This window comes from Micromonospora sp. CB01531, assembly GCF_001905095.1.
Classification (GTDB): domain Bacteria; phylum Actinomycetota; class Actinomycetes; order Mycobacteriales; family Micromonosporaceae; genus Micromonospora.
In genome coordinates this window covers 119,503-143,793 of record NZ_LWLS01000058.1, presented here as the reverse complement: position 1 = coordinate 143,793, position 24,291 = coordinate 119,503, and the positions used below count along the sequence as shown (strand labels likewise).

At 72.9% G+C, this 24,291-nt stretch carries 24 protein-coding genes; 3 read left to right on the top strand and 21 right to left on the bottom strand.

Going from position 1 to position 24,291, the window contains the following annotated elements:
* Positions 1–71: 71 nt before the first annotated feature.
* Together A6A27_RS10405 and A6A27_RS10400 are read right to left on the bottom strand one after the other, a co-directional pair.
* The gene (locus A6A27_RS10405; protein ID WP_073834342.1) at positions 72–1,355 is read right to left on the bottom strand and encodes a hypothetical protein; all 1,284 of its coding nucleotides are present in this window, start codon (positions 1,353–1,355) and stop codon (positions 72–74) included.
* Between the two features lie 249 nt (positions 1,356–1,604).
* Positions 1,605–2,282 carry a Crp/Fnr family transcriptional regulator gene (locus A6A27_RS10400; RefSeq protein WP_158073977.1) on the bottom strand — a complete coding sequence of 226 codons (678 nt, stop codon included), beginning with the start codon at positions 2,280–2,282 and terminating at the stop codon, positions 1,605–1,607.
* Between the two features lie 370 nt (positions 2,283–2,652).
* On the opposite strand from A6A27_RS10400, the gene A6A27_RS10395 reads away from it, so the two are divergent.
* A complete protein-coding gene (locus A6A27_RS10395; protein WP_443189962.1) occupies positions 2,653–3,708 on the top strand; it encodes an LLM class F420-dependent oxidoreductase in 1,056 nt (351 codons plus the stop codon).
* Positions 3,709–3,768: 60 nt separating this feature from the next.
* Here the strand turns inward: A6A27_RS10395 and A6A27_RS10390 are convergent, their stop codons facing one another.
* The 19 genes from A6A27_RS10390 to A6A27_RS10300 form a co-directional block, all read right to left on the bottom strand.
* Positions 3,769–5,097 (bottom strand): LLM class flavin-dependent oxidoreductase, encoded by a 1,329-nt coding sequence (locus A6A27_RS10390; protein WP_073834340.1) that lies wholly within the window; start codon positions 5,095–5,097, stop codon positions 3,769–3,771.
* Positions 5,098–5,163: 66 nt separating this feature from the next.
* Complete coding sequence (locus tag A6A27_RS10385; RefSeq protein WP_073834339.1) at positions 5,164–5,844, bottom strand: peroxiredoxin-like family protein; 681 nt, start codon at positions 5,842–5,844, stop codon at positions 5,164–5,166.
* A gap of 34 nt (positions 5,845–5,878) precedes the next feature.
* The gene (locus tag A6A27_RS10380) at positions 5,879–7,159 is read right to left on the bottom strand and encodes a cytochrome P450 (protein WP_241825214.1); all 1,281 of its coding nucleotides are present in this window, start codon (positions 7,157–7,159) and stop codon (positions 5,879–5,881) included.
* Positions 7,147–8,709: an AMP-binding protein gene (locus A6A27_RS10375; protein WP_083672534.1), complete on the bottom strand. Its 1,563-nt coding sequence runs from the start codon at positions 8,707–8,709 to the stop codon at positions 7,147–7,149. The genes A6A27_RS10380 and A6A27_RS10375 overlap by 13 nt, the downstream gene beginning before the upstream one ends.
* Positions 8,710–8,711: 2 nt before the next feature.
* Positions 8,712–9,446, bottom strand: coding sequence for a class II aldolase/adducin family protein (locus A6A27_RS10370; protein WP_073834337.1), 735 nt, complete (start codon positions 9,444–9,446; stop codon positions 8,712–8,714).
* On the bottom strand, positions 9,446–10,183 hold the full coding sequence (locus A6A27_RS10365; protein ID WP_073834336.1) for a 2-hydroxychromene-2-carboxylate isomerase: 738 nt from the start codon (positions 10,181–10,183) through the stop codon (positions 9,446–9,448). The genes A6A27_RS10370 and A6A27_RS10365 overlap by 1 nt, the downstream gene beginning before the upstream one ends.
* Positions 10,180–11,118, bottom strand: coding sequence for a thioesterase family protein (locus tag A6A27_RS10360; protein WP_073834335.1), 939 nt, complete (start codon positions 11,116–11,118; stop codon positions 10,180–10,182). Before A6A27_RS10360 ends, A6A27_RS10365 begins: the two co-directional genes overlap by 4 nt.
* Entirely contained in the window at positions 11,115–11,912 is a 798-nt protein-coding gene (locus A6A27_RS10355) for an alpha/beta fold hydrolase (protein WP_073834334.1), read from the bottom strand. The genes A6A27_RS10360 and A6A27_RS10355 overlap by 4 nt, the downstream gene beginning before the upstream one ends.
* Entirely contained in the window at positions 11,909–12,961 is a 1,053-nt protein-coding gene (locus tag A6A27_RS10350) for a beta-ketoacyl synthase N-terminal-like domain-containing protein (protein ID WP_073834333.1), read from the bottom strand. Before A6A27_RS10350 ends, A6A27_RS10355 begins: the two co-directional genes overlap by 4 nt.
* The gene (locus A6A27_RS10345; RefSeq protein WP_073834332.1) at positions 12,958–14,076 is read right to left on the bottom strand and encodes a beta-ketoacyl synthase N-terminal-like domain-containing protein; all 1,119 of its coding nucleotides are present in this window, start codon (positions 14,074–14,076) and stop codon (positions 12,958–12,960) included. The genes A6A27_RS10350 and A6A27_RS10345 overlap by 4 nt, the downstream gene beginning before the upstream one ends.
* Before the next feature lie 3 nt (positions 14,077–14,079).
* Complete coding sequence (locus tag A6A27_RS10340) at positions 14,080–15,153, bottom strand: beta-ketoacyl synthase N-terminal-like domain-containing protein (RefSeq protein ID WP_073834331.1); 1,074 nt, start codon at positions 15,151–15,153, stop codon at positions 14,080–14,082.
* Positions 15,150–16,355: a beta-ketoacyl-[acyl-carrier-protein] synthase family protein gene (locus tag A6A27_RS10335; RefSeq protein ID WP_073834330.1), complete on the bottom strand. Its 1,206-nt coding sequence runs from the start codon at positions 16,353–16,355 to the stop codon at positions 15,150–15,152. The genes A6A27_RS10340 and A6A27_RS10335 overlap by 4 nt, the downstream gene beginning before the upstream one ends.
* 3 nt (positions 16,356–16,358) lie before the next feature.
* Positions 16,359–16,613: an acyl carrier protein gene (locus tag A6A27_RS10330; RefSeq protein ID WP_073834329.1), complete on the bottom strand. Its 255-nt coding sequence runs from the start codon at positions 16,611–16,613 to the stop codon at positions 16,359–16,361.
* Positions 16,603–17,154 (bottom strand): 3-hydroxyacyl-ACP dehydratase FabZ family protein, encoded by a 552-nt coding sequence (locus tag A6A27_RS10325; RefSeq protein WP_073834328.1) that lies wholly within the window; start codon positions 17,152–17,154, stop codon positions 16,603–16,605. Before A6A27_RS10325 ends, A6A27_RS10330 begins: the two co-directional genes overlap by 11 nt.
* Positions 17,151–17,612: a hypothetical protein gene (locus tag A6A27_RS10320; protein ID WP_073834327.1), complete on the bottom strand. Its 462-nt coding sequence runs from the start codon at positions 17,610–17,612 to the stop codon at positions 17,151–17,153. The genes A6A27_RS10325 and A6A27_RS10320 overlap by 4 nt, the downstream gene beginning before the upstream one ends.
* On the bottom strand, positions 17,609–18,349 hold the full coding sequence (fabG, locus tag A6A27_RS10315; protein ID WP_073834326.1) for a 3-oxoacyl-ACP reductase FabG: 741 nt from the start codon (positions 18,347–18,349) through the stop codon (positions 17,609–17,611). The genes A6A27_RS10320 and fabG overlap by 4 nt, the downstream gene beginning before the upstream one ends.
* A 163-nt stretch (positions 18,350–18,512) precedes the next feature.
* On the bottom strand, positions 18,513–19,706 hold the full coding sequence (locus A6A27_RS10310; RefSeq protein WP_073834325.1) for a CaiB/BaiF CoA transferase family protein: 1,194 nt from the start codon (positions 19,704–19,706) through the stop codon (positions 18,513–18,515).
* A gap of 1 nt (position 19,707) precedes the next feature.
* Entirely contained in the window at positions 19,708–20,883 is a 1,176-nt protein-coding gene (locus A6A27_RS10305) for a steroid 3-ketoacyl-CoA thiolase (RefSeq protein WP_073834324.1), read from the bottom strand.
* Entirely contained in the window at positions 20,880–21,113 is a 234-nt protein-coding gene (locus A6A27_RS10300) for a ferredoxin (RefSeq protein ID WP_241825212.1), read from the bottom strand. The genes A6A27_RS10305 and A6A27_RS10300 overlap by 4 nt, the downstream gene beginning before the upstream one ends.
* A 137-nt stretch (positions 21,114–21,250) precedes the next feature.
* Between A6A27_RS10300 and A6A27_RS10295 the strand changes: the two genes are divergently transcribed.
* Both A6A27_RS10295 and A6A27_RS10290 read left to right on the top strand, forming a co-directional pair.
* The gene (locus A6A27_RS10295; protein ID WP_073834323.1) at positions 21,251–22,882 is read left to right on the top strand and encodes a (2,3-dihydroxybenzoyl)adenylate synthase; all 1,632 of its coding nucleotides are present in this window, start codon (positions 21,251–21,253) and stop codon (positions 22,880–22,882) included.
* 12 nt (positions 22,883–22,894) lie between these two features.
* On the top strand, positions 22,895–24,280 hold the full coding sequence (locus tag A6A27_RS10290) for an NAD(P)/FAD-dependent oxidoreductase (protein WP_073834322.1): 1,386 nt from the start codon (positions 22,895–22,897) through the stop codon (positions 24,278–24,280).
* Positions 24,281–24,291: the final 11 nt, after the last annotated feature.

Here is a 24,291-nt window from a genome sequence, read left to right as displayed (position 1 = left end):
CGATGATCGCAATCCAGGAGCCAGGAACGCCGGGACGCCGGGCCCGCATGGGCCCGGCGTCGTCGGGCGGGTCAGCCGGCTGCGGCCTGCCGAGCGAGCATCTTGGCGTCCTCGGCACGCCGGCGGCGCCAGCCGCGCCACAGGTTGCGGCCCCACATCGCCAGGCCGCCGCCGTTGAGCAGCCCCGCCAGCACCGCCACTGTGGCGAAGTCGGCCGACGAGAACCGCGTCGGCTCTCCCATCGCCAGCAGCACGAACTGTTCGAGATAGACCCACAGCACCGGCAGAATCGTGAACACCAGGGCGAACAGTGAGAAGATCCGGCCGAACACCCAGATCGCTCCGTACACTCGCACCTTGCGCATTTCGTTGCGCGGTATACCCGCCTGCGAGACCACCTTGTCTCGGCGGAAGGTCAACCGCTTGATCCCGTTGGCCAGGAACCGCTCGGTGTCCGACATCAGGTTGCGGCAGTTCAGGGCAGTCGCGATCACGTAATAGATATCGGTCCGCAGGTAGAAGAAGAACTGGAATCCGATACGCACCAGAAAGGTGAGCAGAGCCGCACTGGCCAGCAGGACCGACCAATTGGGCGCATCGAGGACGCCGTGCCGGGCGGCGAACAGGAACGCGACCAGCAGGGAGCCGAAGAACGCGTCCACGAAGAACCCGGCGAGGAATGCCTTGTACCGCGCGCGCTTCGATGCCATCCAGATGCCGCTGATGTCGGTCTGGGCGACCAGGATGTACATCAGGTTGCTGATGCCGAGGGTCGCCGACACACCCACCGAACGAGCCGCCAGCGCGTGCGCGAATTCGTGCATTGACAGCCCGATCATCGCCAGCGTGACGCTGACCACGGTGAGCAGCGCGAAGTTTCCGCCTTCGAACAGCAGCGCCCGGGCACCGGGCAGCAGGCCCGGATCGCTGGCCGCCAGCACCACGCCGGCCAGGATGACCGCGAGGCCCGGCACGATCACGGCAGGACCGGTGAGTCGGCGCGCGGTGGCGGGCGAGATCCAGTCGAAGCTCCACCGCTTGATCGTCCGATGCCCGTGCTCGTGGGCGGGTTCGGTGGCGGGAGCGGGCTCGCCGCCGCGAGTGACGAAACCCTCGTCGGCCAGCACTGCGACGAAATCCTCGATGTCTGCGCTCTCGCCGTGCTTACGCTCGTAGATCCGGGCGGTCTCGGCGATGGTCCGGCCCTCGGCGAGCGCATGCAGAATGTCCAGCCCCTCGGCCGGAATGGCGAGATAGACCTTGCGGTCGGTGTCGCCGATGATGACCTCCGCGCCGTCAGTGGTCGAGACGAACGGGCGGACGGTGACGACGGAGTCAGCCGTGTTGACGGCCATGGGGTGATCCCTTCCACTTCTGCGATGCAGACGGCGCTCGGCGGGAACCGGGCGACCGCTCGCGCCGGTTCCCGCCGATGATCGGGCCTTGTCAGGCGGCGGACGGAACGCAGTCCGCGGCGGCGCTGGTCTTGATCGGCTCCAGCTTGCGAACAACAAGCTTCTTCATGGCTAACCTCCCTTACGAGTGAGCTGTTGCAAGGCATCTTCTACCGTTGCCCGCCCGGCAGTCTGCTCACTAATGAGCAGTCAATGCGCTGCGGCCGAAATCCACTCGGAAAGGCGCTCCTCGTGCACCGTCAAATGTGACCGAGGGGTGAAATCCACCATTTCCAGTTCGCGGAATCGCTTGAGGAACTGGCCGACTCGGGTCCGCGTGGTGCCGACCATCTCGGACAGGTCCTCCTGGGTGAGGGCGATGTCCACCCGGGTGCCACACGGGCCGCGCCGGCCGAAGCGCTCGGCCAGATCCTGCAGGCACACCGCGAGGCGCAGCTCGCTCGGCATCGTCACCATGTCCGCCACCACCTTCTGCTGGTGCTGCAGGCGGATGCTGAGGTGACGCGCGAGTGCGCCGGCGGAGCCTTCGGCGGCCAGCACAGCGGCGGCGCGCGCTGCCGGAATCCGCCGCAACACGGTACGGGTCAACGCGATCGCGGACTCCAGCCGCTCCAGTCCGAGCAGGGCGGTCTCGCCGAACAGGTCACCCGCCACGTGCACCGAGAGCAGGCAGCGTTTGCCGCTCGCGGCCACCATCTGGGTTTTCACCTGGCCGCGCTCGACGACGTAGACGTGGGCATCGGGTGATCCAGCACGGTAGATGTGATCGTTGCGGGAGAGCTCGATCAGCGCGGCCCCGGGCACTCGCCCGGTCAGCGCCCGGAGATCCGAGATGTGGAGCCTCGGCAGGGGTTCGGCTTGTGTCACGTCGGCCCACCTTCCGCCCGGCACAGCACACGTAGAGGAAACCACATCCTCACCCGTAGATACTAGCTAAGACTGGTAAACCCTAGAGAACACGAGGAGGCGGCCCACCTGATCGTCGACCGGTTCTGTCTGCTCGGACCCGCGTCGCCCCACGTCGACCGGCTGCCGGAACTCACAGCGATCGGGGTGAGCGCAACGTCGTGGCCGGCGAGTGCAGGCCGCGCCCGCTGCCCGAGGCGGAGTCAGCGGCGACGGCCGAGCAGCAGACGCACACCGGCGCCGGAACTTGTGGAAACCCTTCGGGATGACGTAGGAAGGCTTGCACATACTCATACATACGACTTCGGGAGCGTCGCCGATGCGGCTGGGCATGCCTCTCAACTATCGCGCCGGCGTCACCGACATCGCCGACGAGCTGGTCGACTTCGAGCAGGCGGGCCTGGACCTGGTGCTGGTGGCCGAGCTGTACACGTTCGACGCCGTCAGCCAGTTGGGGTTCATCGCCGGACGGACCCGGCGGCTGGGGATCGCCTCCGGGGTGATGCAGCTGTACACGCGCACCCCGGCGCTGATCGCCACCACGGCCGCCGGGCTCGACCACGTCTCATCGGGCCGGTTCACCCTCGGCCTGGGCACCTCCGGCCCGCAGGTCATCGAGGGGTTCCACGGCGTGCCGTTCGACGCGCCCGTCGCCCGGACGCGCGAGGTGATCGACGTCTGCCGACGGGTCTGGCGTCGGGAGCGGCTGGTCCACCAGGGCACCCACTACCGCATCCCGCTCCCCGCCGACCAGGGCACCGGCCTGGGCCGACCGCTCAAGCTGATCAACAAGCCGGTCCGGGAACGGATCCCGATCACCCTCGCCGCCATCGGGCCGCGCAACGTCGAGCTGGCCGCGGAGTTGGCGGAGGGCTGGCAGCCGGCCTTCTTCTACCCCGAGCGGTCGGCCGCTGTGTGGGGCGAGAGCCTCGCCCGCGGCGCCGGGCGGCGCGATCCGTCGCTCGGGCCGCTCGACGTGAACGTCAACGCCCTGCTGGCGATCGGCGACGACGTCACCCACCTGCGCCGGCTGGCCCGGCAGGAGCTGGCGCTCTATCTCGGGGGCATGGGCGCGGTGGGCGCAAACTTCTACAACACCCTCGCGGCGCGGTACGGGTTCGGCGCGGCGGCCCGCACCGTGCAGGAGTTGTACCTGACCGGGCGACGAGAAGCGGCGGCCGAGGCGGTGCCGGCGGAGTTGGTGGAGGGCACCTGCCTGATCGGGCCCGCCTCCTGGGTGGCCGAGCGGCTGGCCGCGTACCGAGAGGCGGGGGTGAGCACCCTCAACGTCACCCCGCTGGCCCGCACGCACCGGGACAGGCTGCGCCTCGTCGAGCGGCTGCGCGACCTGCTCGCCGAGCCGTCAGCGACTGGCGAGCCCCACTGACCACAAACGACTGGCTACCAAAATACGTGGAAGCGCCCACGCGCCGTCCGCGCTGGGCCGTCAGGCGTCCGGGCCGAAGTAGCGCTGCCGCAGCGTCTCGCCCTCCCGGTAGGCGGTGCGGAACATGCCGCGCCGTTGCAGCTCCGGGACGAGCAGGTCGCAGATGTCACCAAGGCCGTCCGAGGGGCTGCAGGGGATCAGGTTGAAGCCGTCGACGTCGGCGACTTCCAGCCACTGCTCCATCCGGTCGGCGATCTCCTCGGCCGTGCCGAACAGGGTCATCGGCGCGTCCCGGCGGGCCCGCCGGGGACGGGACACCAGGTACCGCACGTCGCCGATGGTCCACGACCGCTCGGGGCTCAGCCCGCGCAGGAAACCCAGGAACGACTGGCTGCCCTGGTTCTTCACCTCGTCGACCGGAGTTTCCTCCGGATACGCGGCCAGGTCGATGTCCATCCAGCCGCACCACTTCGCCAGTTGCCCCTCCGGGCTCCACAGGTCGTGGTACTGCGCCGCCTTGCGCTTCGCGTCCGCCCGGTCGGCGCCGACCATCACCATCGTGCCCTGTAGGGCGCGCACGCCGCGCGGGTCGCGTCCCGCGTCGGCCACCCGCTGGCGCAGCCGCCGGACCGTCTCGGCCCCACTCTGGGGATCGGCCATGGTCAGGAAGATCACCTCCGCGTGCCGGGCGGCGAACGCCATCCCCCGGCCCGACGCGCCCGCCTGGTACAGCACGGGTGTGCGCTGCGGGGACGGCTCGCACTGGTGCGGCCCGCGCACGGTGAACCAGTCGCCCCGGTGGTCGATCGCGCGCACCCGCGACGGGTCGGTGAAGACGTCGGCATCGGTGTCGCGGACCACCGCGCCGTCGTCCCAGCTGCGCTCCCAGAGCGCGCGGACCACCTCGAGGTACTCGTCGGCCCGGTCGTAGCGCAGGTCGTGGTCCAGATATTCGCCGAGCCCGTTGTCGGTGGCCGAGCGCAGATACGAGGTGACGATGTTCCAGCCGATCCGGCCCCGGGTGAGGTGGTCGAGCGTGGAGAACAGCCGGGCGCACTCGTACGGCTGGTGGTAGGTGGTGGAGTACGTGACCGCGAAGCCCAGGTCGGTGGTCGCCATCGCCGCCGCCGCGACGACTGGCACCGGGTCGATCGAGGGGATCTGCACGGCGTGCCGGACCGCGGTCGCCCACGACCCCTGGTAGACGTCGTAGGTGCCGTGGATGTCGGCGAAGAACAGCGCGTCGACGCAGGCGGCCTCCAGCCGCCGGGCGACCGCAGCCCAGTAGTCCAGCGACCGGTAGCCGGTGCCGGTGGCGTCGCCGGGCGCGCGCCACATGCCGACGAACTGGGGCGACGGCGAGCATTCGGTGAACACGTTGAGATGCATGTTTCCCCCTTCGCGAGGGTCGCGCCGCCACCCGGCGCAAGGTGGCGACGCGACCGGTGACGCTGGTCAGGACCGGACCGAGCGATCCGGGCTCAGGCGTTCGATGGCCGCGAGCAGGTCGGCCGGCTCCGTTCGCTCCCAGTGGCGCGCGTACGCCGTTGCGAAGCGCAGCACGCCGTCGGTGTCGGCGAGGAACACCCCCGGCATCGTCATGCTGTTGCTGTCGTCGCCGTTGATCTTCGAGAAGTCCATCCCGAAGCTGCCCCACACGTCGAGCAGGTCCTGGTTCATGGTGTAGGTCAGGTTGAACCGCGCGGCGTAGACGTTGCCCCGGTCGCTGAGGATTCGGTACGAGAGTTTGTTGCGGCGGATGGCCGCGCGCAGCAGGGGCATCGTGACGGGCGAGATGGCCACCAGGTCGGCGCCGAGTTCCTTGATCCGCGGGTAGACCTCCTCTAGCGCCTCCAGCTCGAAGTTGCAGTAGTCGCACCAGACGCCCCGGTAGAAGACCACCGCGAGCGGCCCCCGGGACAACAGGTCGGCGGAGGAGATGAGCTCGCCGTTTTCGTCGGGCAGCTCGAAGGACGGGAACGGCGCGCCCACTTTCAGCACCCGGTCCTCGGCGCCCGAGGCGGCCAGTGCGTGCGCCTCCCGGTAGATCACCTCGAGGTGGGCTGGCGTGATCGGTGGCACCTCACCCGCCTCCTGGCGGGACTTGTACTCTCGCAGCCGTTCGTTGAGGGACATCGAGCTCTCCTCTCCGCTGGTCCGGCCCTGGATCTCAGGTCCAGCCCACAGGCATCGACTTGATGCCGTTGACAAAGTTGGACTCCAGTCGGACGACCGGGCCCGTGGTGGCAAGTCGGGGAAGGTGCGGGACGACGGCGTCGAGCAGCGCGGCCATCTCCATCCGCGCCAGGTGGGCGCCCAGGCAGAAGTGCGGGCCCATGCCGAAGCTGAGGTGCGGGTTGGGGGCCCGCTCCAGGTCCACCTGATGGGGGTCGGCGAAGACCGCGGCGTCGCGGTTGGCGGAGACGTAGAACATGACGACCTTGTCGCCCTCGGCGATCTTTGTGCCGGCCAGGGTGGCGTCCCGGGTGGCGGTCCGGCGGAACTGCATGATCGGGGTCACCACCCGGAGGAACTCGTCGACGGCGGTGGCGGTGGACAGCGGCGCGCCGAGCCAGCGCCGGCGTAGCGCCTGGTCGTGCAGCAGCAGGTGCAGGGCGCCGGAGATCAGGTGGCGGGTCGTCTCGTTGCCGGCGACCACCAGCAGCAGCCAGAACTGGCAGAACTCCCGGTCGGTCAGCCGCCGCCCGTCGACCTCGGCGGTGGCGAGCAGGCTGATCAGGTCGTCGCGGGGCGCGGCCCGTCGCCGTACGGCTACGGCCAGCGCGTACTGGAACGCCTCCGCGAACGTCTGCCGGTAGACCTCGACGTCGCCGCCGCCGTACTCCGGGTCGTCGAAGCCGACCAGGTTGTTACTCCAGCGGTACAGCAGATGCCGGTCGCCGCGAGGCATGCCCAGCAGGTCGGCGAGCACGAGCAGGGGCAGTTCCGCCGCCAGGTCGGTGACCGCGTCGAACGTGTCCCGCCGGCGCACGGCCTCGATGAGGTCCCGGGCGTGCCGGGTGACGGTGTCGGCGAGCGAGCGCACGGCGCGCGGGGTGAACACCGAGGTCACCAGGCGGCGGATCCGCACGTGCTGCGGGGCGTCCATGTTCACCAGCAGCTGGCGCATGAATTCCAGGTCCGCCGGGGTGCGCGGGTCGTGCAGGAACGCCCCGCGCAGCGCGGAGGAGAACACCTCGGGCTGCCGGGACACCTCCACGACCGCCTCGTGGGTCGTCGCCGCCCAGAACCCGGCACCCCGCTGCTGGATGCGGCCGGCCGAGCTGTGCCGCCACAGCGCCGGCTCCGGCACCCACCCGACCGGCTCCTCGCGGCGGCGCCGGTCGAACTCCTCGTGCGGCACCCCGCCGGCGTAGGTCGCGGGGTGGGCGATGTCGACCGGGGCCGGCGGGGCCGACTGCGTGGCTGGCATGTCCTTCAGAGCTCCCATCGGTCGTCCCCGCAGAGCGTGCGCAACTGGTCGAGGCGGACCTTGCCGGTCGGCTCGCGCGGGACGGCGTCGACCGACCGCCAGCAGCGGGGCACCTTGAACCCGGCCAGGTGGCGCCGACAGTGGGCGTCGAGCGCCGACCAGGACCGTTGCCCCCCGCCCGGCTTCCACTCGACGACGGCGGCCACCCGCTCGCCGTACTCGTCGTCGGCGACGCCGAGCACGACGGCGTCGTGAACCTGCGGGTGCCGCAGCAGTACCTGCTCGACCTCGGCCGGGTAGATGTTCACGCCCCCCGAAACGATCATGTTCTGGGCGCGGCCGGTGAGGTACAGGTAGCCGTCGTCGTCGAGGTGCCCCACCTCGCCGTACGTGAACACCCCCGGCGCGAGGTGCGCGGCGCGCGTCTTCTCCGCAGCGTTGTGGTAGCGGAAGCCGCGGCCGGGCCGACGGATGAAAATCCGGCCCCGCTGGTGCGGGCCGAGCTCGCGGCCGTCGTCGTCGACGACGAGGATCTGGTTCGGCGGCACGGCCCGCCCGACGCTGCCGGGGTGGGCGAGCCAGTCGGCCGAGTCGATGAGGGTGACCACTCCCCCCTCGGTGGCCGCGTAATACTCGACCAGCACCGGGCCCCACCAGTCGATCATGCGGCGCTTGACGTCAGGCGGGCAGGCGCCCCCGCCGTGCCAGATCCGGCGCATGCTGGCCCCCGAGAAGCCGGCCCGGCTGGCCTCGTCGAGGCGCAGCATCCGCACGAACTGGGTCGGCACGAGATGACACTCGGTGATCCGCTCGGCGTCGATGGTGGCCAGCGTCGCGACGGGGTCGAACCGTTCCCGCAGCACCAGTGCGGCCCCGTTGAGCAGAGGCAGCAGCGCGAAGAACAGCTGGGCGGAGTGGTACCAGGGCCCGACCAGCAGGACCCGGCCGTCGGTGGGCACGCCGAGCGTGCCGGTGGCGTAGTGCAGCAGGCGGGTGACCCGCTCGAACGGCGCCCCGGTGACGAACAGCCCGTTCAGCACGCCCTTGGGCCGTCCGGTGGTGCCCGAGGTGTAGATCATCAGCTGCCCGCACTGCTGCGCCATCGGTGGGGCGTGCGGGTCGAGAGCCGCGAGCGCCGGCTCCGCCGCGGCAAGGCCGTACGCGCCGCGGTCGCCGGTGACCAGCGCTCGCACGGTGCCCGCCTCGGCCGCCGCCTTGGCGCCCACCTCTGCCCGGGGCGGGTCGACCAGGAGCAGCCGGGCGCCGGAGTCCTCCAGCAGGTACGTCACCTCCGGCGGGGTGAGGTGCCAGTTCACCGGCACCGCGGTAACGCCCGCGTGCAGGCAGGCCAGCAGCGCCTCCACGGCCTCCCGGCGGTTGCCGAGCATCAGCGCGACCGCGTCGCCGGCGGCGACCCCTGCCCCGGCGAGCAGGCCCGTCCACCGGTTGACCCGGCGCGCCAGCCCGTCCCAGCTGAGGGCGCCTGCCTCGTCGGCGAGCGCCGGCGCGTCGGGGGCGGCGGCGACGCGGGCGGCGAGCAGGGCGGGCGGTAGCTCCACGCGCGGCATCCTCAGTCCAGCAGGTCCGGGTGGCGGCGCAGGACACCCTCGTACAGCGGCTTGAAGTTGTACCGGCCGATGCCGGGCGAGCCGATCACCTCGCGGGTCCGCTCGGCCTCCTCGTGGTCGATGAGCACCGGCTTGCCGGCGGCCTCGGCGGTGAGCTGCACCTGACAGGACCGTTCCATGGCGACGAACCACCAGGCAGCCTCCTCCACGGTCCCGCCCACGGTCAGCAGGCCGTGGTTGCGCAGGATCGCGGCCTTGGCCGAGCCCAGCGCGTCGGCGAGGCGCTTGCCCTCGCGCTCGTCGAGCACCACCCCGCTGTAGTCGTCGAAGAGGGCGTGGTCGCCGTAGAACGCGCAGGCGTCCTGCGTGATCGGGTCGAGCAGGCGGCCCAGGGCGGCGAACGCCCGGCCGTACACCGAGTGGGTGTGCACGGCGCAGATGACGTCGGGCCGCGCGGCGTGCACCGCCGAGTGGATGACGAACCCGGCGGGGTTGATCCGCCCCTTGCCGGCGAGCACCTGCCCGTCGCTGTCGACGAGCAGCAGGTCGTTGACTTTGACGTGGCCGAAGTACATGCCGAACGGATTGATCCAGAAGCAGTCGGGCCGCTCGGGGTCGCGGGCGGTGATGTGCCCGCCGGCACCCTCGTCGTAGCCGAGTTCGGCGAACAACCGCAGCGTCGCGGCCAGCCGTTGCATGCGCTGCTGCCGGATGGCCTGTGTGTCGAGGGGGAACATCATCCACACCCGCCCGTCGTGTCGGTGTCGTAGCCGCCGGAGGTCACGATGGCCTCCGCCCGGTCAGGAAGCCCCGCGTCGTCCGTTTCGGCGTCGGCGGGAACGGGAGAGGGGGGCGCGTCGGGCCGCCACAGCCGCAGGAACCCGTCGAGGCGGTCCAGTCCCCAGAACCGGTGGCGCCCCCACTTCAGGTACGGGATCCCGAAGACGTCGTCGAGGTAGGCGCGTTCGAGGCAGGCCACGCCCTCCGCCCGCAGCTGTGGGTCGTCGACCGCGCCCGTGACGAGCTCCGGGTCCAGGCCGCTGCGCTCGGCGCACCCGGCCACTACCTTCGGCTCGCAGATGTTCTCGCCGCGTTCCCATCGGGCGGCGACCACCTCGTCGTAGAACGGCTCCGCGCGGCCCGCGCGGCGGGCCGCCAGCCAGCCCAGGTGCGGCACCTCCCAGTGCGGGTCGACGTCGATCGGCCACGCCATCGGCACACCTTCGCGCTGCACCAGCCGTTTCGTGTCCATCAGCAGATAGAGGTGCTTGGCCCGGCTCATCTGCACGTAGTGGAACTCCGCGCCGCGCTCGTCGAGGGCGGCACCGGTGCGCGCGTCGGGGTCCCAGTACGGGAACAAGTCCAGCTCTGTGAAGGCCTGGGGCACCGCTGCGCGCAGCCGACGGATGGTGAGCCAGCTGTACGGGCTGCGGAAGGAAAAGAAGAGCCGGGGGCGGGCGGGCGCGCGGGTCACGGATGCCCCCCGGTGAGGATCGCGCAGACCTCGGGGTCGAGCCGGGCGAGCTGACCGGCGTTCGGTCCCCGGCTGATCGCATACCCGTGCAGGATGCTCGCCGTGGCGACCAGCACCAGCCGGTCGTCGCGCTGGACGTAGCAGTCCATCCGGCCGCTGAACATCATCGACCGCAGCACGTCGTCGACCTGGAAGACGGTGTGCACCGTCTCCTCCATGTGGGCCGGCTCGGCCAGGCGTACCCGGGCCCGCGACACCACCGGGATCCACGCGCGTTCCCGCAGCATGCGCCCCACCGAGATGCCCCGGTCGGCGAGGAACCGGTCGACGACCTCCTCCAGGGCGCGCACGAAGCCGGAGTGCTGTACCCGGTCGGAGAAGTGACAGTAGAAGTACGGCGCCCGCCAGGACCACAGGAAGGCCGCCGAGCCGGCCGGGGTCAACACGGAGGCGGGGTCGGCACCGGCCGGCAGTGGGAGCTCCGCGCGCAGGCCGGTCGCCGCGCCGAGTCCCGGGGCCTCCCATGTCGCGATGGCGGCCGGGGCGGGCCGGTGCACCGGCGCGTCGGTCTCGGGCACCAGGGCGACCGTGACGTGTCCCCGCAGCACCACGACGTCCTGCCCGTCACGGCTCACCGACAGCTGCATCCGCAGCCGGTTCCCGGTGCCGGCGACCACCTCCGCGCGGACCTCGTCGTCCACCTCTAGCACGGCGGGCAGTTGCACCGAGCAGTCGATGATCTCGGTGCCGAGGCCGTGCTCGTGGAAGAGCGCGCGGGCGCCGTGGCCCTGGTCGAGCAGCCACTGCAGGACCGCCTCCTCGACCAGGTACATGAAGTGTTTGAAACCGATCCAGGTGCGGATGTTGGCGCCTTCGTAGCGCGGCCGGCCGGACAGGACGCTCGGGGTGGGCGGGTGCGGGGCGAGGGTTGTCACGTGGCTGCTCCTTTGGGATGACCGGTGACGACGGGGATCGCGTCGACGAAGGCCCGCAGGCGGGACGCGACATCCTCGGGCTGGCGGGCGTAGCAGAAGTGGTCGTAGCCGTCGCCGACCGACAGCGACGCGTGCGGCATGCCGTCGGCGAGGGTCCGCGCGGCCTCCGGGGACAGGGTCGGGTCTGACCCGCCGGCGAGCACCAGCACCCGGGCCGTCACCCGGTCCAGCCGCAGTGACGCGCTGGCGCAGAACTGGTCGAACACGGTCAGGAAGCCGGCGGGGCCGACCCGGTCGACTGCCTTGGCGATCATCAGGTCCACCACCTCGGCCTCCATGGCTCGCAGCCGCTTGCCGAGTCGGCTGCGCAGCGAGTCGTGGATGTGCCGTTCGAAGGCCCGCCGGGCGCGTTCGAACACCTGCCAGGTCACGGCGACGTCCGGCGGCCGGTACAGCGGGCAGATCAGCATGACGGTGTCGGGCACCCGCTGGTCGCGGACGCAGAGCAGTTCGAGCAGGGCGTTGGCGCCGAAGGAATGGGCCACGAGGAGGTCCGGGCGCTGGCCCAGCCGGTCGAGGCCGTCGCCCAGCCACTGGGCGGAGGGGCGGCGCCGCCACTGGTAGTCGTTGCCGGGCCGCCACGGCAGGTCGAGGGCGACCGGGGACCACGCGGGCGGCAGCGCGTGGCTCAACGGCAGCCAGCTCTCCCAGGAGTCCTCCAGCCCGTGGACGAAGGCCACGAGCGGGCCGCCCGGCGTGGGCTGGCGCAGCTCCCGTACGGCCGGCGTCGTCACGGCTGCCTCCCGGTTGGGGTGGCCGGGGTGAGCAGGGCGGTACGCCAGCCGTCGTCGTCGCCGCCGCAGAGCACCGCGACGCCGTCCGCGCCCTCGGCGACGAGCCGCGCGGCCAGCGCCGTCTGGAGCACTCCCTGCGCGCCGTAGCAGTCGCCCCAGGCGGCCGCGGGGTCGAGGTGGCCGGGGCCGACCACGACCCGGGGCCCGGCCGGCCACGGGGGTACGTCCGCGCGGCGGCGGACGGCCGGCCCGACCGTCAGGGTGGCCAGCGGGGCGGCGGCCCGCGCGGCGGGTTCGAGGACCACGCAGGCGGCCCCGGCGCGCAGCGGCGGCGTGGCGGCGGGGCCCCGGCGTACCGCGACGGCGGTCTCGTCGTCGGGTTCCGCGCCGACGACCAGCACCCGGTCGGCCCGGCCGGCACGGAGGAGCAGGGTGCCCAGGGCGAGCGCGTCCAGGCCGGCGGTCTCGCCGGAGCAGACCATCAGGTTCGGCCCGCCGAGCCGGAACCACAGCGCGACACTGCTGGCGATGACGTTGCTGGAGGCGTTGGGCGCCGCCATCGGGCTGACCCCCCGGCTGCCCTCGCGGGCGACGGCGCGGGTCACGTCGATGACCGTGCCGACGTTGCCGAGGTTGCTGGCGGCCACGACAGCGGTGCGGGCATCGAGGGTGGCGTCGGGGCGGACGCCGTCGGGCAGGCCCAGGGCGCGGTGCACGGCGCACAGCGCGAGCCGGGTGGCCGGCTCCTTGTACAGCAACCCCTTGCGGCCGAGCAGGGTGTGCGCGCGGTCGGACGGGCAGGCGGGGTCCACCGGCGGCAGGCCGGCGACGGCCGTGCCGAAGCCGGGTGCCGAGGTCGCGCCGGCGCGCCCGCCGGGTGAGGTCGGCGCCGCAGAGCACGGCGTAGTCGTGGACGTCGGCGGCGCGGGCAGGTGGATGCTCCAGGAGGTGATTGCGACGGCGGTGGCCGGGGTGGATCCCGGTGCGGCGCCGACGGCGAGCGAGGCCGGCGCCGCACCGGCGGCCGGCGGGGTCTGCGTGCCGGTCACGGCGCCTCCACCAGGGTCACCGCGTTCACGCCGCCGAAGCCGAAGGCGTTGACCTGGGCCAGGGTGACGCCGCGGCGGGCGCGGACGTCCCGGACGAAGGTGAGCCCGTCGCCCTCGGGCAGGGGGTGCACCAGCCCGACGACCGGCGGCACCATGCCGCTCGCCAGGCACCGCAGTGCCACGTCGAGGTTGGCCAGGGCGGCGGCGCCCGACAGGTGGCCGACGGCCCCCTTGACGGCGGTGATCAGGGGCGCTCCGGGCCGGGGCAGGCACCGCAGCAACGCGGCGCACTCCGTGGGGTCGTTCAGGGCCGTGCCGGTGCCGTGGGCCACCACCAGGTCCACCTCTTCCGGGCCGCGGCGGCTCCGCGCCCAGGCGTCGCGCATCGCCCGGCAGATGCCGTCCAGATCGGGGGCTGTCTCGTGCACGGCGTCGCAAGACAGCCCGGTGGCGAGCAGCCGGCCGACGGCCGGCCCGGTCCAGTCCTCGGGGACCACGACGAGCGCGGCGGCGCCCTCTCCGAGCAGCACGCCGGTGCGGTCGCGGTCGAACGGGCGGACCTGGGCGGTGGGCGTCGGGGCGACCTTGCCGATCATCGCGAGCATGGAGGCGGTCATCGTGTCGGCGGCGCCGACGACGACCGCGTCGGCCTCGCCGGCGTCGATCAGGTCCTGGGCGAGCGCGAGGGCGTGTCCGCCCGCGCTGCACGCGTTGGCGATGGTCACCACTTCGGCCAGGCCGGGCGCGGCGTCCCGGACGGCGGGCCCGAAGTGCAGGCGGGACGGGGCCGTGGCGGCGCCGGTGAGCGCCAACTCCTCGACCGCGGCGAGTTCCCGCAGCCCGGTGCCGACGAGCGCCACCACCCGGGCCCGCCGAGGGTCGACGGCTGCCCGCGCCAGCGCCTCGGCGACGCACTCCCGCAGCCAGGCGCCGGCCCGCAGCGCGGCTCCGGGGGCGGGCTCGTCGATCTGGTAGCCGGCCGTCACGTTGAGCCGGCCGGCCAGCGGATGTCGCAGCTCGCGCACCCCCGTACGACCGTTCAGCAGCGCTGCGAAGGTGCGCGCGCCGTCGCCGAGACAGGTGCGCAGGCTGCTCGCCGCGATCAGCGCCGGCACGGGCTACCGCCGGACCAGGGCGGCGCCGACGCCGCCGTCGGTGCCCTGGGCCGTGAGCAGGACCAGGCCGGACGGGGGCCGGTCGTCGTGGCCGGACAGGCCCAGCGCGACGGCCAGGGCGAGGGCGGGGGTGGCGGCCCCGCAGTCCCCCGCCGCCCGGCTGACGACGAGGTCGGCGGGCCGGTGCCCGCCGAGCGCCCGCAACGCGGCGGCGCGCTGCGGGCGGCGGCCGGAACTGGTGGTCTCGCTGGTAATCAGGAGAGTGATGTCGGTCGGGGCAGCTCCCGCGACGTGCAGGGCACGGGCGACACAGTCGGTGAGCGCCTGCTCCGCCGTGCCGTCGGGGCCGTACCCGGTCGCCACGGCGCACACCGCGGCGTTCCCGGCGGAGCCGGCGTCGCTGCCGATCACGAACACGGCGGCGCCCTCGCCCGCGGCGACCTCGCCGCCCGCCGGGCTCAGCGCGGATGCCCAGGCCCGGTGCGCCGAGAACTCCTCCACCGCGCCGACGAGCATGGTGTCGACGTAGCCGCGGCGGATAGCGTTGCCGGCGTATCGCAGGGCGTTGAAGAAGGCCAGCGGCCCGCCGGTGACCGTGGCGTTGATCCCCTTGAGCCCGTGTCGGATGGCCGCCTGGCCGGCGGCGCAGTTCATCACGGTGTTGGGGAACAGCATCGGGTTGACCAGGTACGGCTTGTCCTGGACAAGGGTCTCGCGGGTGTAGTCGCTGGTGGACTTCAGGCTGCCGACGGTCGTGCCCAGCACCACGCCGACGCGGGCCCGGTTGGTGTCGTCCACCGTCAGCCCGCTGTCGGCGAGGGCGTCGCCGCAGGCCACCACGGCCAGGGCGGTGGCCCGGTCGTAGAAGCTCGTGCCGCGCCGGCCGAGCCGTGCCCGCACGTCGAAGTCGGTGAGGGCGTGGCCCTCGGCGCGCGGCAGCGGTTCGGTGACGATCCCGCCGATGGGAACGCCCGGATGGCGTTCCCCGGCGAGGGCGGCGACCCGTCGGGCGAGCGCCTCCGGCCGGTCACCGGCGGCGCTCAGCGCCGCGAGGCCGTTGATGGTCAGTGGGGTCATCGGGCGGCTCCGAGCAGCACGATCGCGTTGTTCCCGCCGAAGGCGAACCCGTTGTTCTGCACGAGCCGGACGGTGGCCGGCCTGGCCACGTTCGGCACGGGATCGATGTCGGCCAGCTGCGGGTCCGGGTGCGACCAGTTGATCGTGGGGGGCAGGAAGCCCTGGTCGATCGCCAGGGCGGAGGCGATCGCGCCGAACCCGCTGGCGGCACCCATGGTGTGCCCGATCATCGACTTGATCGAGCTCATGGGCGGCGGTTTCGGCCCGAACACCGCCAGCACGGCCTGCGCCTCGACCAGGTCGTTGGCTGGGGTGCCGGTGCCGTGGGCGCAGATGTAGTCGACCTGGTCCGGGGTGATGCCGGCGTTGCGGTGGGCGATGCGGATGCACTCAGCGATGCTGTCCCGGTCCGGGGCCACCGGATGGTTGGCGTCGCAGTTGAGGCCGTAGCCGAGCACCTCCGCATAGATGTGCGCGCCCCGCGCCTCGGCGTGCTCCCGCGTCTCCAACGCCAGCACCGCGCCGCCCTCGCCGGTGAGGATGCCGGAGCGGTCCCGGTCGAACGGCGAGCAGGCGCTCTCGGTGAGGGCGCCGAGCCGGTAGAACCCGGCGTGCGCCCAGCGGCAGACCGAGTCGGCGCCGCCGGCGAACACCACGTCCGCCTCACCGGTGACGAGCAGGTCGTAGGCGTACCCGATGGCGTAGTTGCTGGCGGAGCAGGCGGTGGCGAGGGTCAGCGATTCGCCGCGCAGGCCCAGCTCCTCACTGACCGCGTGCGCCAGCCGGCCGGCGGGCAGTTGCTCGACCAGCTGCGCCGGCACCGCGTCGAAGCCCGCCTCGACGAGCCGCGCGGTGAACGCCTCGACGACGACGGACTCCCCGCTGGTGGTGCCGATCACGGCGTGCGCCCGGCCACGGTCCACCGTGTCCAGGTCCAGTTTGGCGTCGTCCGCCGCGAGGCGTGCGGCGGCCGCCGCGAACTGGCTGGACCGGCCCCACCGTTCGGGCGGCAGCCGGTGCAGCCAGGCGGCGGGGTCGAAGTCGCGGACCTCACCGCCGTTGCGGTGCGGGAACCCGGACGGGTCGAAGCTGGTGATCCGGGAGATGCCGGACCGGCCCGCCCGCAGGGCCGCGCCGAACGCGGTCACTCCCGTTCCGATGCTCGACACCGGGCCGAGGCCCGTCACGACCACGCGCCGCACCGTTCAGTCCTGCCAGCCGGCGTGCCGCGCGACGGCGTCGTAGGTGGCCTTGAGGTTGCGCAGCTCCGGAAGCTCCGACTGCGGGATCTCCACCTTGAACTCCTTGTCGATGCGGGCCAGGATCTCGATGGCGCGCAGCGAGTCCGCCTGGTATTCCTCGGCGAAGTCCCCGGTGTCGGTCAGCTCGTCGGTCTCGATCTCCAACACCTCGGCGATGATCTCCCGGAGCTGCTCGTACCGCTCATTGTCACCGGACATGTCGGCCTCCTTGGGCACTGGTGTTAGCGGGGATGGTGCGGTCGGCGCCCGTGCCGGTGGGGCCGGGTGCGGGTTCGGCGACCGTGGCGCGGGGGCGGCGGGCGGCGATGAGCGAGCCGACGGTGGCGATGCGCCGTTCGCCGGCCCAGCTCTCGCCTGTGGCGAAGGCGGTGTCGGCGACGACGCGTTCCAGGCGTACGACGTGGCGGACGACGTCGCCTGGGTACGCCCGGCCCTCGACGGTGTACTCGCGGGCACCCACGAAGAGCAGCAGGGCGTCGTCGGTGAGCCGGTGTGACGGGGCGGAGCCGTCCAGCCACAGCAGCGCGGCGCTCTGCCCGAACGATTCGATGAGCAGCGATGCCGGGTAGGCGTAGTCCTCGACGGTGGCGTCGTCGCCGAGGTGGGCGTAGCAGGGCTCCGTCGCGGTGATCGCCTTGACCGTTTCGATGGCGACGCCGGGCTCCAGACTGGTCACCCGGTCCACCAGCAGCAGCGGGTGGCGCTGTGGCAGGGCGGCCCGGATCTCGGCGGCGTTCACGCGCCCGCTCCGGCGTCGAAGACGGCGCGTAGCTGGGCGGTGACCGTGCCGTCGTGCCGCCGGCCGGTGCCGCGTACCGTCCAGCCGGGCTCCGTTGGGGAAGCGGCGCCCGCGGCGGGGGCCGCCGGATCCACGTCGAGGGTGAGCTCCATCTCGTCACCGCCGAGCAGCGCCGCGAGAAACCGGATCGAGGTGACCGCGCGTAGCCGGGGGGTGCCGGGCACGGCCTGGGCCATCGCCTGGCACAGGGTCTCGACCACGAACACGCCTGGGTAGATCGGCTGGCCGGGGAAGTGCCCGGCCAGGTTCGGGTCGCGGGGGTCGACGGCGACCCGGGCGGTGACCGTCCATCCGTCGGCGCGGGGAGCGACGCGGAGCCGGTCGACGGCCGGCAACGGGGCGGCGCAGGGGACGGGGGCAGCGGGCCGCCAGGCCGGCGCCGCGGTCGTGGCGGTCACAGGGTCATCCCCCCGTCCACCTGGAACACCTGGCCGGTGACGTAGCCGGCCTGGTCGGCGAGGAGGAAGTCCACCATCGCCGCGACGTCCTCGGGGCGGCCGAACCGGCGCAGGCCGATCATGCCCAGTGCCCGGTCCCGGGCCTTGGCGTCCAGCGCGTCGGTCATGTCGGTCTCGATGAACCCGGGCGCGACCACGTTGACCCGGACGCCGTAGGGGGCGAGCTCCTTGGCCAGCGACCGGCTCAGCCCGATGATGCCCGCCTTGCTGGCCGCGTACGCGGTCTGGCCGGCGTTGCCGTGGATGCCGGCGATCGAGGAGAGGTTGACGATGGCCCCGGCGCGGCGCTTCATGAACCGGAAGGCCATGGCGCGGCAGAAGTTCCAGGTGCCGCCGAGGTTGGTGTCGATGACCGCCTCCCAGTCGGGGCGGCGGGCCAGCACCAGCGGGCTGTCCCGGGTGATGCCGGCGTTGTTGACCAGCCGGCTGATCGGGCCCAGCCGCCGCTCGGCCGCGGCGATGAACGCGTCCACGGCCGTGTCGTCGGCGACGTCGCAGGGGGCGAAGTAGCTGGGCACCCCGGTCGCGGCGACCTGCGCCTCGGTCTTCTCGGCGGCCTCACTCGGCTTGCTGTAGCAGCAGGCGAGGCCGTAGCCCTGCTCGGCGAGCCGGACGGCCACCGCGCGGCCGATACCCCGTGAGGCGCCGGTCACCAGTGCCAGCGGTTGCTCGCTCACACACGCCTCCTTCGCCCGCCGCGCCCACGCCGGGTGCCCCCGATCGGCGACGGGAACTTGTATCCCGTGCTCCTATGTTGAAGCATCTTCGGCTCGACATCAATAGATGCAGCAGGAGACACGGAAGACACTCGTAGACACTATGCAGACAGCATCGAAAAGCCTATGACCCGTCGGGGTGCGGGGCGGTGTCCCCCAGCACGTCGCGGCTGTCCGCGCCGGCGGCCGGCGCGCCCCGGCGGATCCGGGTCGGCGTGCGGGAGAACTTCACCGCCGGGCCGGTCAGCGGCGCGGTGGCGCCGTTGTGCAGCACCGTCGGCTGGAGCATGTCCCGCTCCCGCACGTGCGGATCGCCCGCGACCTCGGCCAGCGTGCGCACCCGTTCGGCCACCAGGCCCGCGGCGCGGAAGGCCGCCATCACCTCGCCGACCGGGCGGGGCCGGCACCAGGCGGCCACGAGATCGTCGACCGCGCCCCGGTTCTGCCGGCGCTGCGCGCCCCGCCCGTAGCCCGGCGCGCGGGCCAGCTCCGGCCGGCCGATCGTCTCCGCCAGTGCCCGCCAGTGCTTGTCGAGGGCGACGGACAGGTAGATGTCGCCGTCGAGACAGCGGTAGACGTTCGACGGGACCGCGAAGTCGGTCTGGTTGCCCCATCGCGCTGGCGGCGCGCCGGCCGCGGCCAGCGTCAACAGGCCGCAGCTGCTGGCGAGCAGGCTGTCGAGCATGGCCACGTCGACGTGCTGCCCCTCGCCGGTGCGGTCGCGGTGCGCCAGGGCGGCCAGGGCGCCGACGGCCGCGTGCAGGCCGGCCAGCTCGTCGGCGAGGAACGTCGGCGCCCGGACCGGGCGGCCCGCCGGGTCACCGTTGAGCGACATCCAGCCGCTCGCGGCCTGCACCACCGGATCGTATGCCGGCCGGTCGACGTCCGGGCCGTACTGTCCCCAGCCGGTGATGGAGACGACCACGATGTCCGGCCGGACGCGGCGGCAGTCGGCGTAGCCGACGCCCCAGCCGTGAAGCGTGCCGGGCTTGTAGTTCTCCACCACGAGATCCGCGTCGCGCACCAACTCCAGGAACGCGTCCCGGCCGGCGGGCTGGCGCAGGTCCAGCCCCACGCTGCGCTTGTTCCGGTTCACCGTCTCACGGAACCAGGACAGGCCCGTGCCGGGGATCTCCGGCGGCACCTCGCCGTCGCGGCCGTGCGGCAGCTCGACCCGGAGCACGTTCGCGCCCATGTCGGCGAGCAGGCTCGTGGCCAGCGGGCCGGACCAGACCTTGGTCACGTCCAGAACGGACAGGCCGTGCAGGGGGCCGTCCCGGTCGTCGCGGGCCTCTCGGTAGAACTCCTCGCGCCGCACGTCACACCCGGGCCAGGATCGTCGCGGTGCCCAGCGATCCCCCGCAGCACATCGTGACCAGCGCCGTCTGCGAGTCGCGGCGCTCCAGCTCGTGCAGCGCGGTGACGAGCAGCCGGGTGCCGCTGGAGCCGAGCGGATGGCCCAACGCGATCGCCCCGCCGTTGACGTTGACCCGCTCCAGGTCGGTGTGGTGCTGCTGCGCCCAGTTGAGCACCACGCCCGCGAACGCCTCGTTGACCTCGACCAGGTCGAGGTCGGCCAGTGTCATGCCGGCGCGCTCCAGCGCCCGGCCGGTCGCCGCCACCGGCCCGTCGAGCAGGTAGTACGGATCTGCTCCCGTGACCACCTGGGCGACCAGCCTCGCCCGGGGCCGCAGCCCCAGCGCCCGAGCCCGGGCGCGGGACATCCACAGGATCGCCGCCGCCCCGTCCGACACCTGCGAGGTGGTGCCGGCGGTGTGCACGCCATCGGGCACGTTCGGGGCGAGCTTGGCCAGGCCCTCCATCGTGGTCTCGCGCAGCCCCTCGTCCCGGTCGACCCGGCGGCGCCCGGCGGAGCTGACGTCGCCCGGCGCCGGCACGTCGAGACCGACCACCTCCCGGTCGAAGCGCCCGGTCGCCCAGGCCGCCGCGGCGCGCGCCTGGGAGAGCACCCCGTACGCGTCGGCGTCGGCGCGGGTGATGCCCTGCCGGGCGGCGATCCGCTCGGCGCCGCCGAACTGCGCGCGCGGCGGGTCGTCCCACGGGTAGTCGGCGGTCTTGTAGTGGCCCGGTCCGTTGTAGAGGTTGACGCCGATCGGGACCCGGCTCATGGACTCCACCCCGCAGGCGATGCCCACGCTGATCGCGCCGCTGCCGATCAGCGCGGCGACGAGGTGGTTGGCCTGCTGGGCGGAGCCGCACGAGACGTCCACCGTCGTGCAGCCGACCGCCGGATCCCACCCGGTGCTCAGCCACGCGTTGCGGGTGACGTTCAAACTCTGCTCGCCCGCCTGGGTGACACACCCGCCCACCACCTGCTCCACGGCGTCGGGCGCGACGCCCGCGGCGTTGACGACGGCACGCAGCACATGCCGGAGCAGCTCGACGCCCTTCAGCCCGGCCAGCGCCCCGCCGCGCTTGCCGATGGGGGTGCGGGCCGCCGCGACGACGACCGGCTCGCGGTCCTCCGCGGTCACCGGTCCTCCAACGTGATGGCAAGCTTCGGACAGGCGTTGGCGGCCTGCGTCACCTCGTTCCACAGCTCCTGCGGCGGGTTCTCCTGCAGCACGTGGAGGAAGTCGTCGTCGCGCACCTGGAAGACCGCCGGCGCGGCGAGCTCGCAGAGGCCGTTGCTGTCGCACCTGTCGAAGTCCACCCGTACCCGCATCGCCGCCATCCCCTCTCGGTCCCGGTGCTCGTGTTCCACCGTAGTGGAGTACTCGTATCTGGGAAATACGAGCATCGTCTTTGTGAAGGCTCTTGTGTGTCTTCGGGACCGTCGATACCGTGCGTACGGATACCAGCTGGCCGGCTCCAGCCGGTGATCGGCGTACGGGAGGCTCCGTGGCTGCTCGTAAAGGCTTCACCCCTTGGCCGGCGGAGTTCGCCGACCGCTACCGCAAGGCCGGTTACTGGCGCGGCGAGGTGCTCGGCGACCTGCTCCGCCCCTGGGCCGACTGGGACGCCGACGCCCGCGATCCCGGGCGCACCGCCGTCGTCACCCGACATGGTCGGCACACCTACGGCGAACTCGACGCACGCGCCGACGAGCTGGCCGCGGGCCTGGTCGAGCTGGGCGTGCGACCCGGCGACGCCGTGGTCGTCCAGTTGCCCAACACCGTCGAGTTCGTGGTGACCTGCGTGGCGCTGTTCCGCGCGGGCGCGCTGCCGGTGCTGGCCCTGCCGGCCCACCGGCGGGCCGAGCTGACCTACCTGGCGCAGTACGTCGGGGCCGTCGCCCTCGTCACCTCCGACCGGGTGCCCGGTGTGGACCACCGCGCGGTGGCGCAGGAGGTACGCGCCGCCTGCCCCACCCTGCGACACGTGCTCGTGGTCGGGGAACCCGGGCCGTTCCTGGCCTGGTCGGACGTGCGCGCACCGGCCCGGGAACTGTCCCGGCCCGACCCGCAGGACGTGGCCTTCTTCCTGCTCTCCGGCGGGACGACCGGGCTGCCCAAGCTGATCCCCCGCACCCACGACGACTACGCCTTCCAGCTGCGCGCCACCGCCGGGGCGATGTCGTTCGACCACCGGCACGCCTACCTCGCCGCGGTGCCGGTGGCGCACAACGCCGCCCTGGGCTGCCCGGGCGTGCTCGGGGCGCTACGGGTGGGCGGCCGCGCGGTACTGTCGTCCAGCCCCAGCCCGGACGAGGCGTTCCCGCTCATGGCTCAGGAGGGGGTCACCCTCACCACCGTCATGCCGGCCGTGCTGTCGCTGTGGGTGGAGACCGCCGGCCTGTTCGACGTCGACCTGTCCGAGCTGGTCATCGAGGTCGGTGGGGCCGTGCTGCACCCCGACCTCGCCCGCGCCGTGCGCCCGGCCCTGGGCGCGACGCTCACCCACTGGTTCGGCATGGCCGAAGGTATGCTCTGCTTCACCCGCCCCGGCGACGGCGACGAGGCCGCGGCGACCACCCAGGGCACCCCGATGTGCGCCGACGACGAACTTCTCGTGGTCGATGCCGATGGCGCCCCCGTCCCGCCCGGCGAGGTCGGCGAGCTGCTGGTGCGCGGGCCGTGCGCGCTGCGCGGCTACTACGCCGTACCCGAGCACAACCGAACGGTCTTCACCCCCGACGGCTTCCTACGCACGGGCGACCTGGCGCGGATCGACGCTGAGGGTCGCCTGGTCATCTCCGGCCGGATCAAGGACGTCATCAACCGGGGCGGGGAGAAGGTGATGGCCGACGAGGTCGAGGGGCACCTGCTGGCCCACGACCGGGTCCGGGCGGCGGCCGTCGTCGGAATCCCCGATCAGCGGCTGGGCGAGAAGACCTGCGCGGTCGTCGTCGCCGAAGACCCGGCGCCCAGCCTGATGGAGCTGCGCAAGCTGCTGTGGGATCGGGGACTGGCCGACTACAAGCTGCCGGACCGGCTCGAGATCGTCGAGGCGTTGCCGCTGACCACCGTCGGCAAGGTCGACAAGCGGGCGCTGGCCGCCGCGGTCCTCGGCGACCTGAGCGTCATCCGGTAGCGGCGGCGCGACATGACGGCTTCCCCCGACCGGCACCGGCGGCCGGTGAGCCTGTGGCTGGACACGCTGCCCGCGCCATTGCGCGAGCCGCGGCCGGCCCTGTCCGGCGATGTGCGGACGGATGTGGTCGTCGTCGGCGCCGGATTCACCGGCCTGTGGACCGCCTATTACCTGACGGAACTGGCGCCGCAGGCCTCCGTGCTGGTCATCGACGCCGAGCGCGTGGCCTACGGGGCCAGCGGGCGCAACGGCGGCTGGTGCACCACCGAGATGCCCGCCCTGCTGGCCAACCTTGTGCAGCGCTACGGCCCGATGGACGCCATGCGCTTCTACCGTGCGGGCCGGCGCACCCTGGACGAGATCGAGCGGGTCCTCGCCGCCGAGGACATCGACTGCGGGTGGCGGCGCGACGGCTCGCTCTACGTCGCCCGCACCCAACCCCAGGTGGCGCGGCTGCGGAACTGGCAGGACATGCGGCTCAAGCTCGGCATCACCGACATGACGCTGCTGTCGCCCGCCGAGACCGCCGACCGGGTCGGCGTCACCGGGGCGCTGCTGTCCGGCTTCACGCCGCACTGCGCGGCCGTGCAACCCGCGGTCATCGCCGCCGGGCTGGCGCGGGCCGTCGAGCGGCGCGGGGTGACCATCGTCGAGGGCACCCGCGCGGTCGGGCTGCGGCCGGGCGTCGTGGTCACTGACCGGGGCACGATCCGTGCCCGCAGTGTGCTGTGCACCACGGAGGCGTACACGGGGGGACTTCCCGGGCACGCCCGCCGGGTGCTGCCGGTGATCTCCCGCGTACTGGCCACCGAGCCGCTGCCGGAATGGCGGTGGCGCGAGGCCGGCTGGCGGGACCGGGTCACCGTCGCCGACTCCCGGTACCAGTTCGCCTACTTCCAGCGCACCGCCGACGGCCGCCTGCTGGTGGGCGGCCGGGGGGCCGGCTACCGCGCCGGCTCCCGGCCGGACGCGACCGCCCGCTCCGGCGCCCGGGTCTTCGCCCGGCTGCGCGAGTCCCTGGCGGAGAGCTTCCCCGCCCTGGCCGACGCGCGCGTGAGCCACCAGTGGAGCGGCGCGTACGGAATGCACCGCGACGGCGAGCCCGCCGTGGTGTACGACCGCGACAGCGGCCTCGGCCACGCCGGCGGCTACGGCGGCGAGGGCATCGCACTGAGCAACCTCGCCGGCCGCACGCTGGCTGCCCTGGTGGCCGGGGTGAACCGGCCCGAGACGCGGCTGTTCTGGACCGGGCACCGGCCACGCCGCTGGGAGCCGGAACCGTTGCGGGCCGTCGGCGTCCGCACGGTCAGCGCGCTGGCCACCGCCGCGGACCGGTACGAGGACCGGCTCCGGCGTACGGCGCCCCTGGCGGCAGCCGTCATGCGAACCGTTCTTTGATCGTCTTCTGC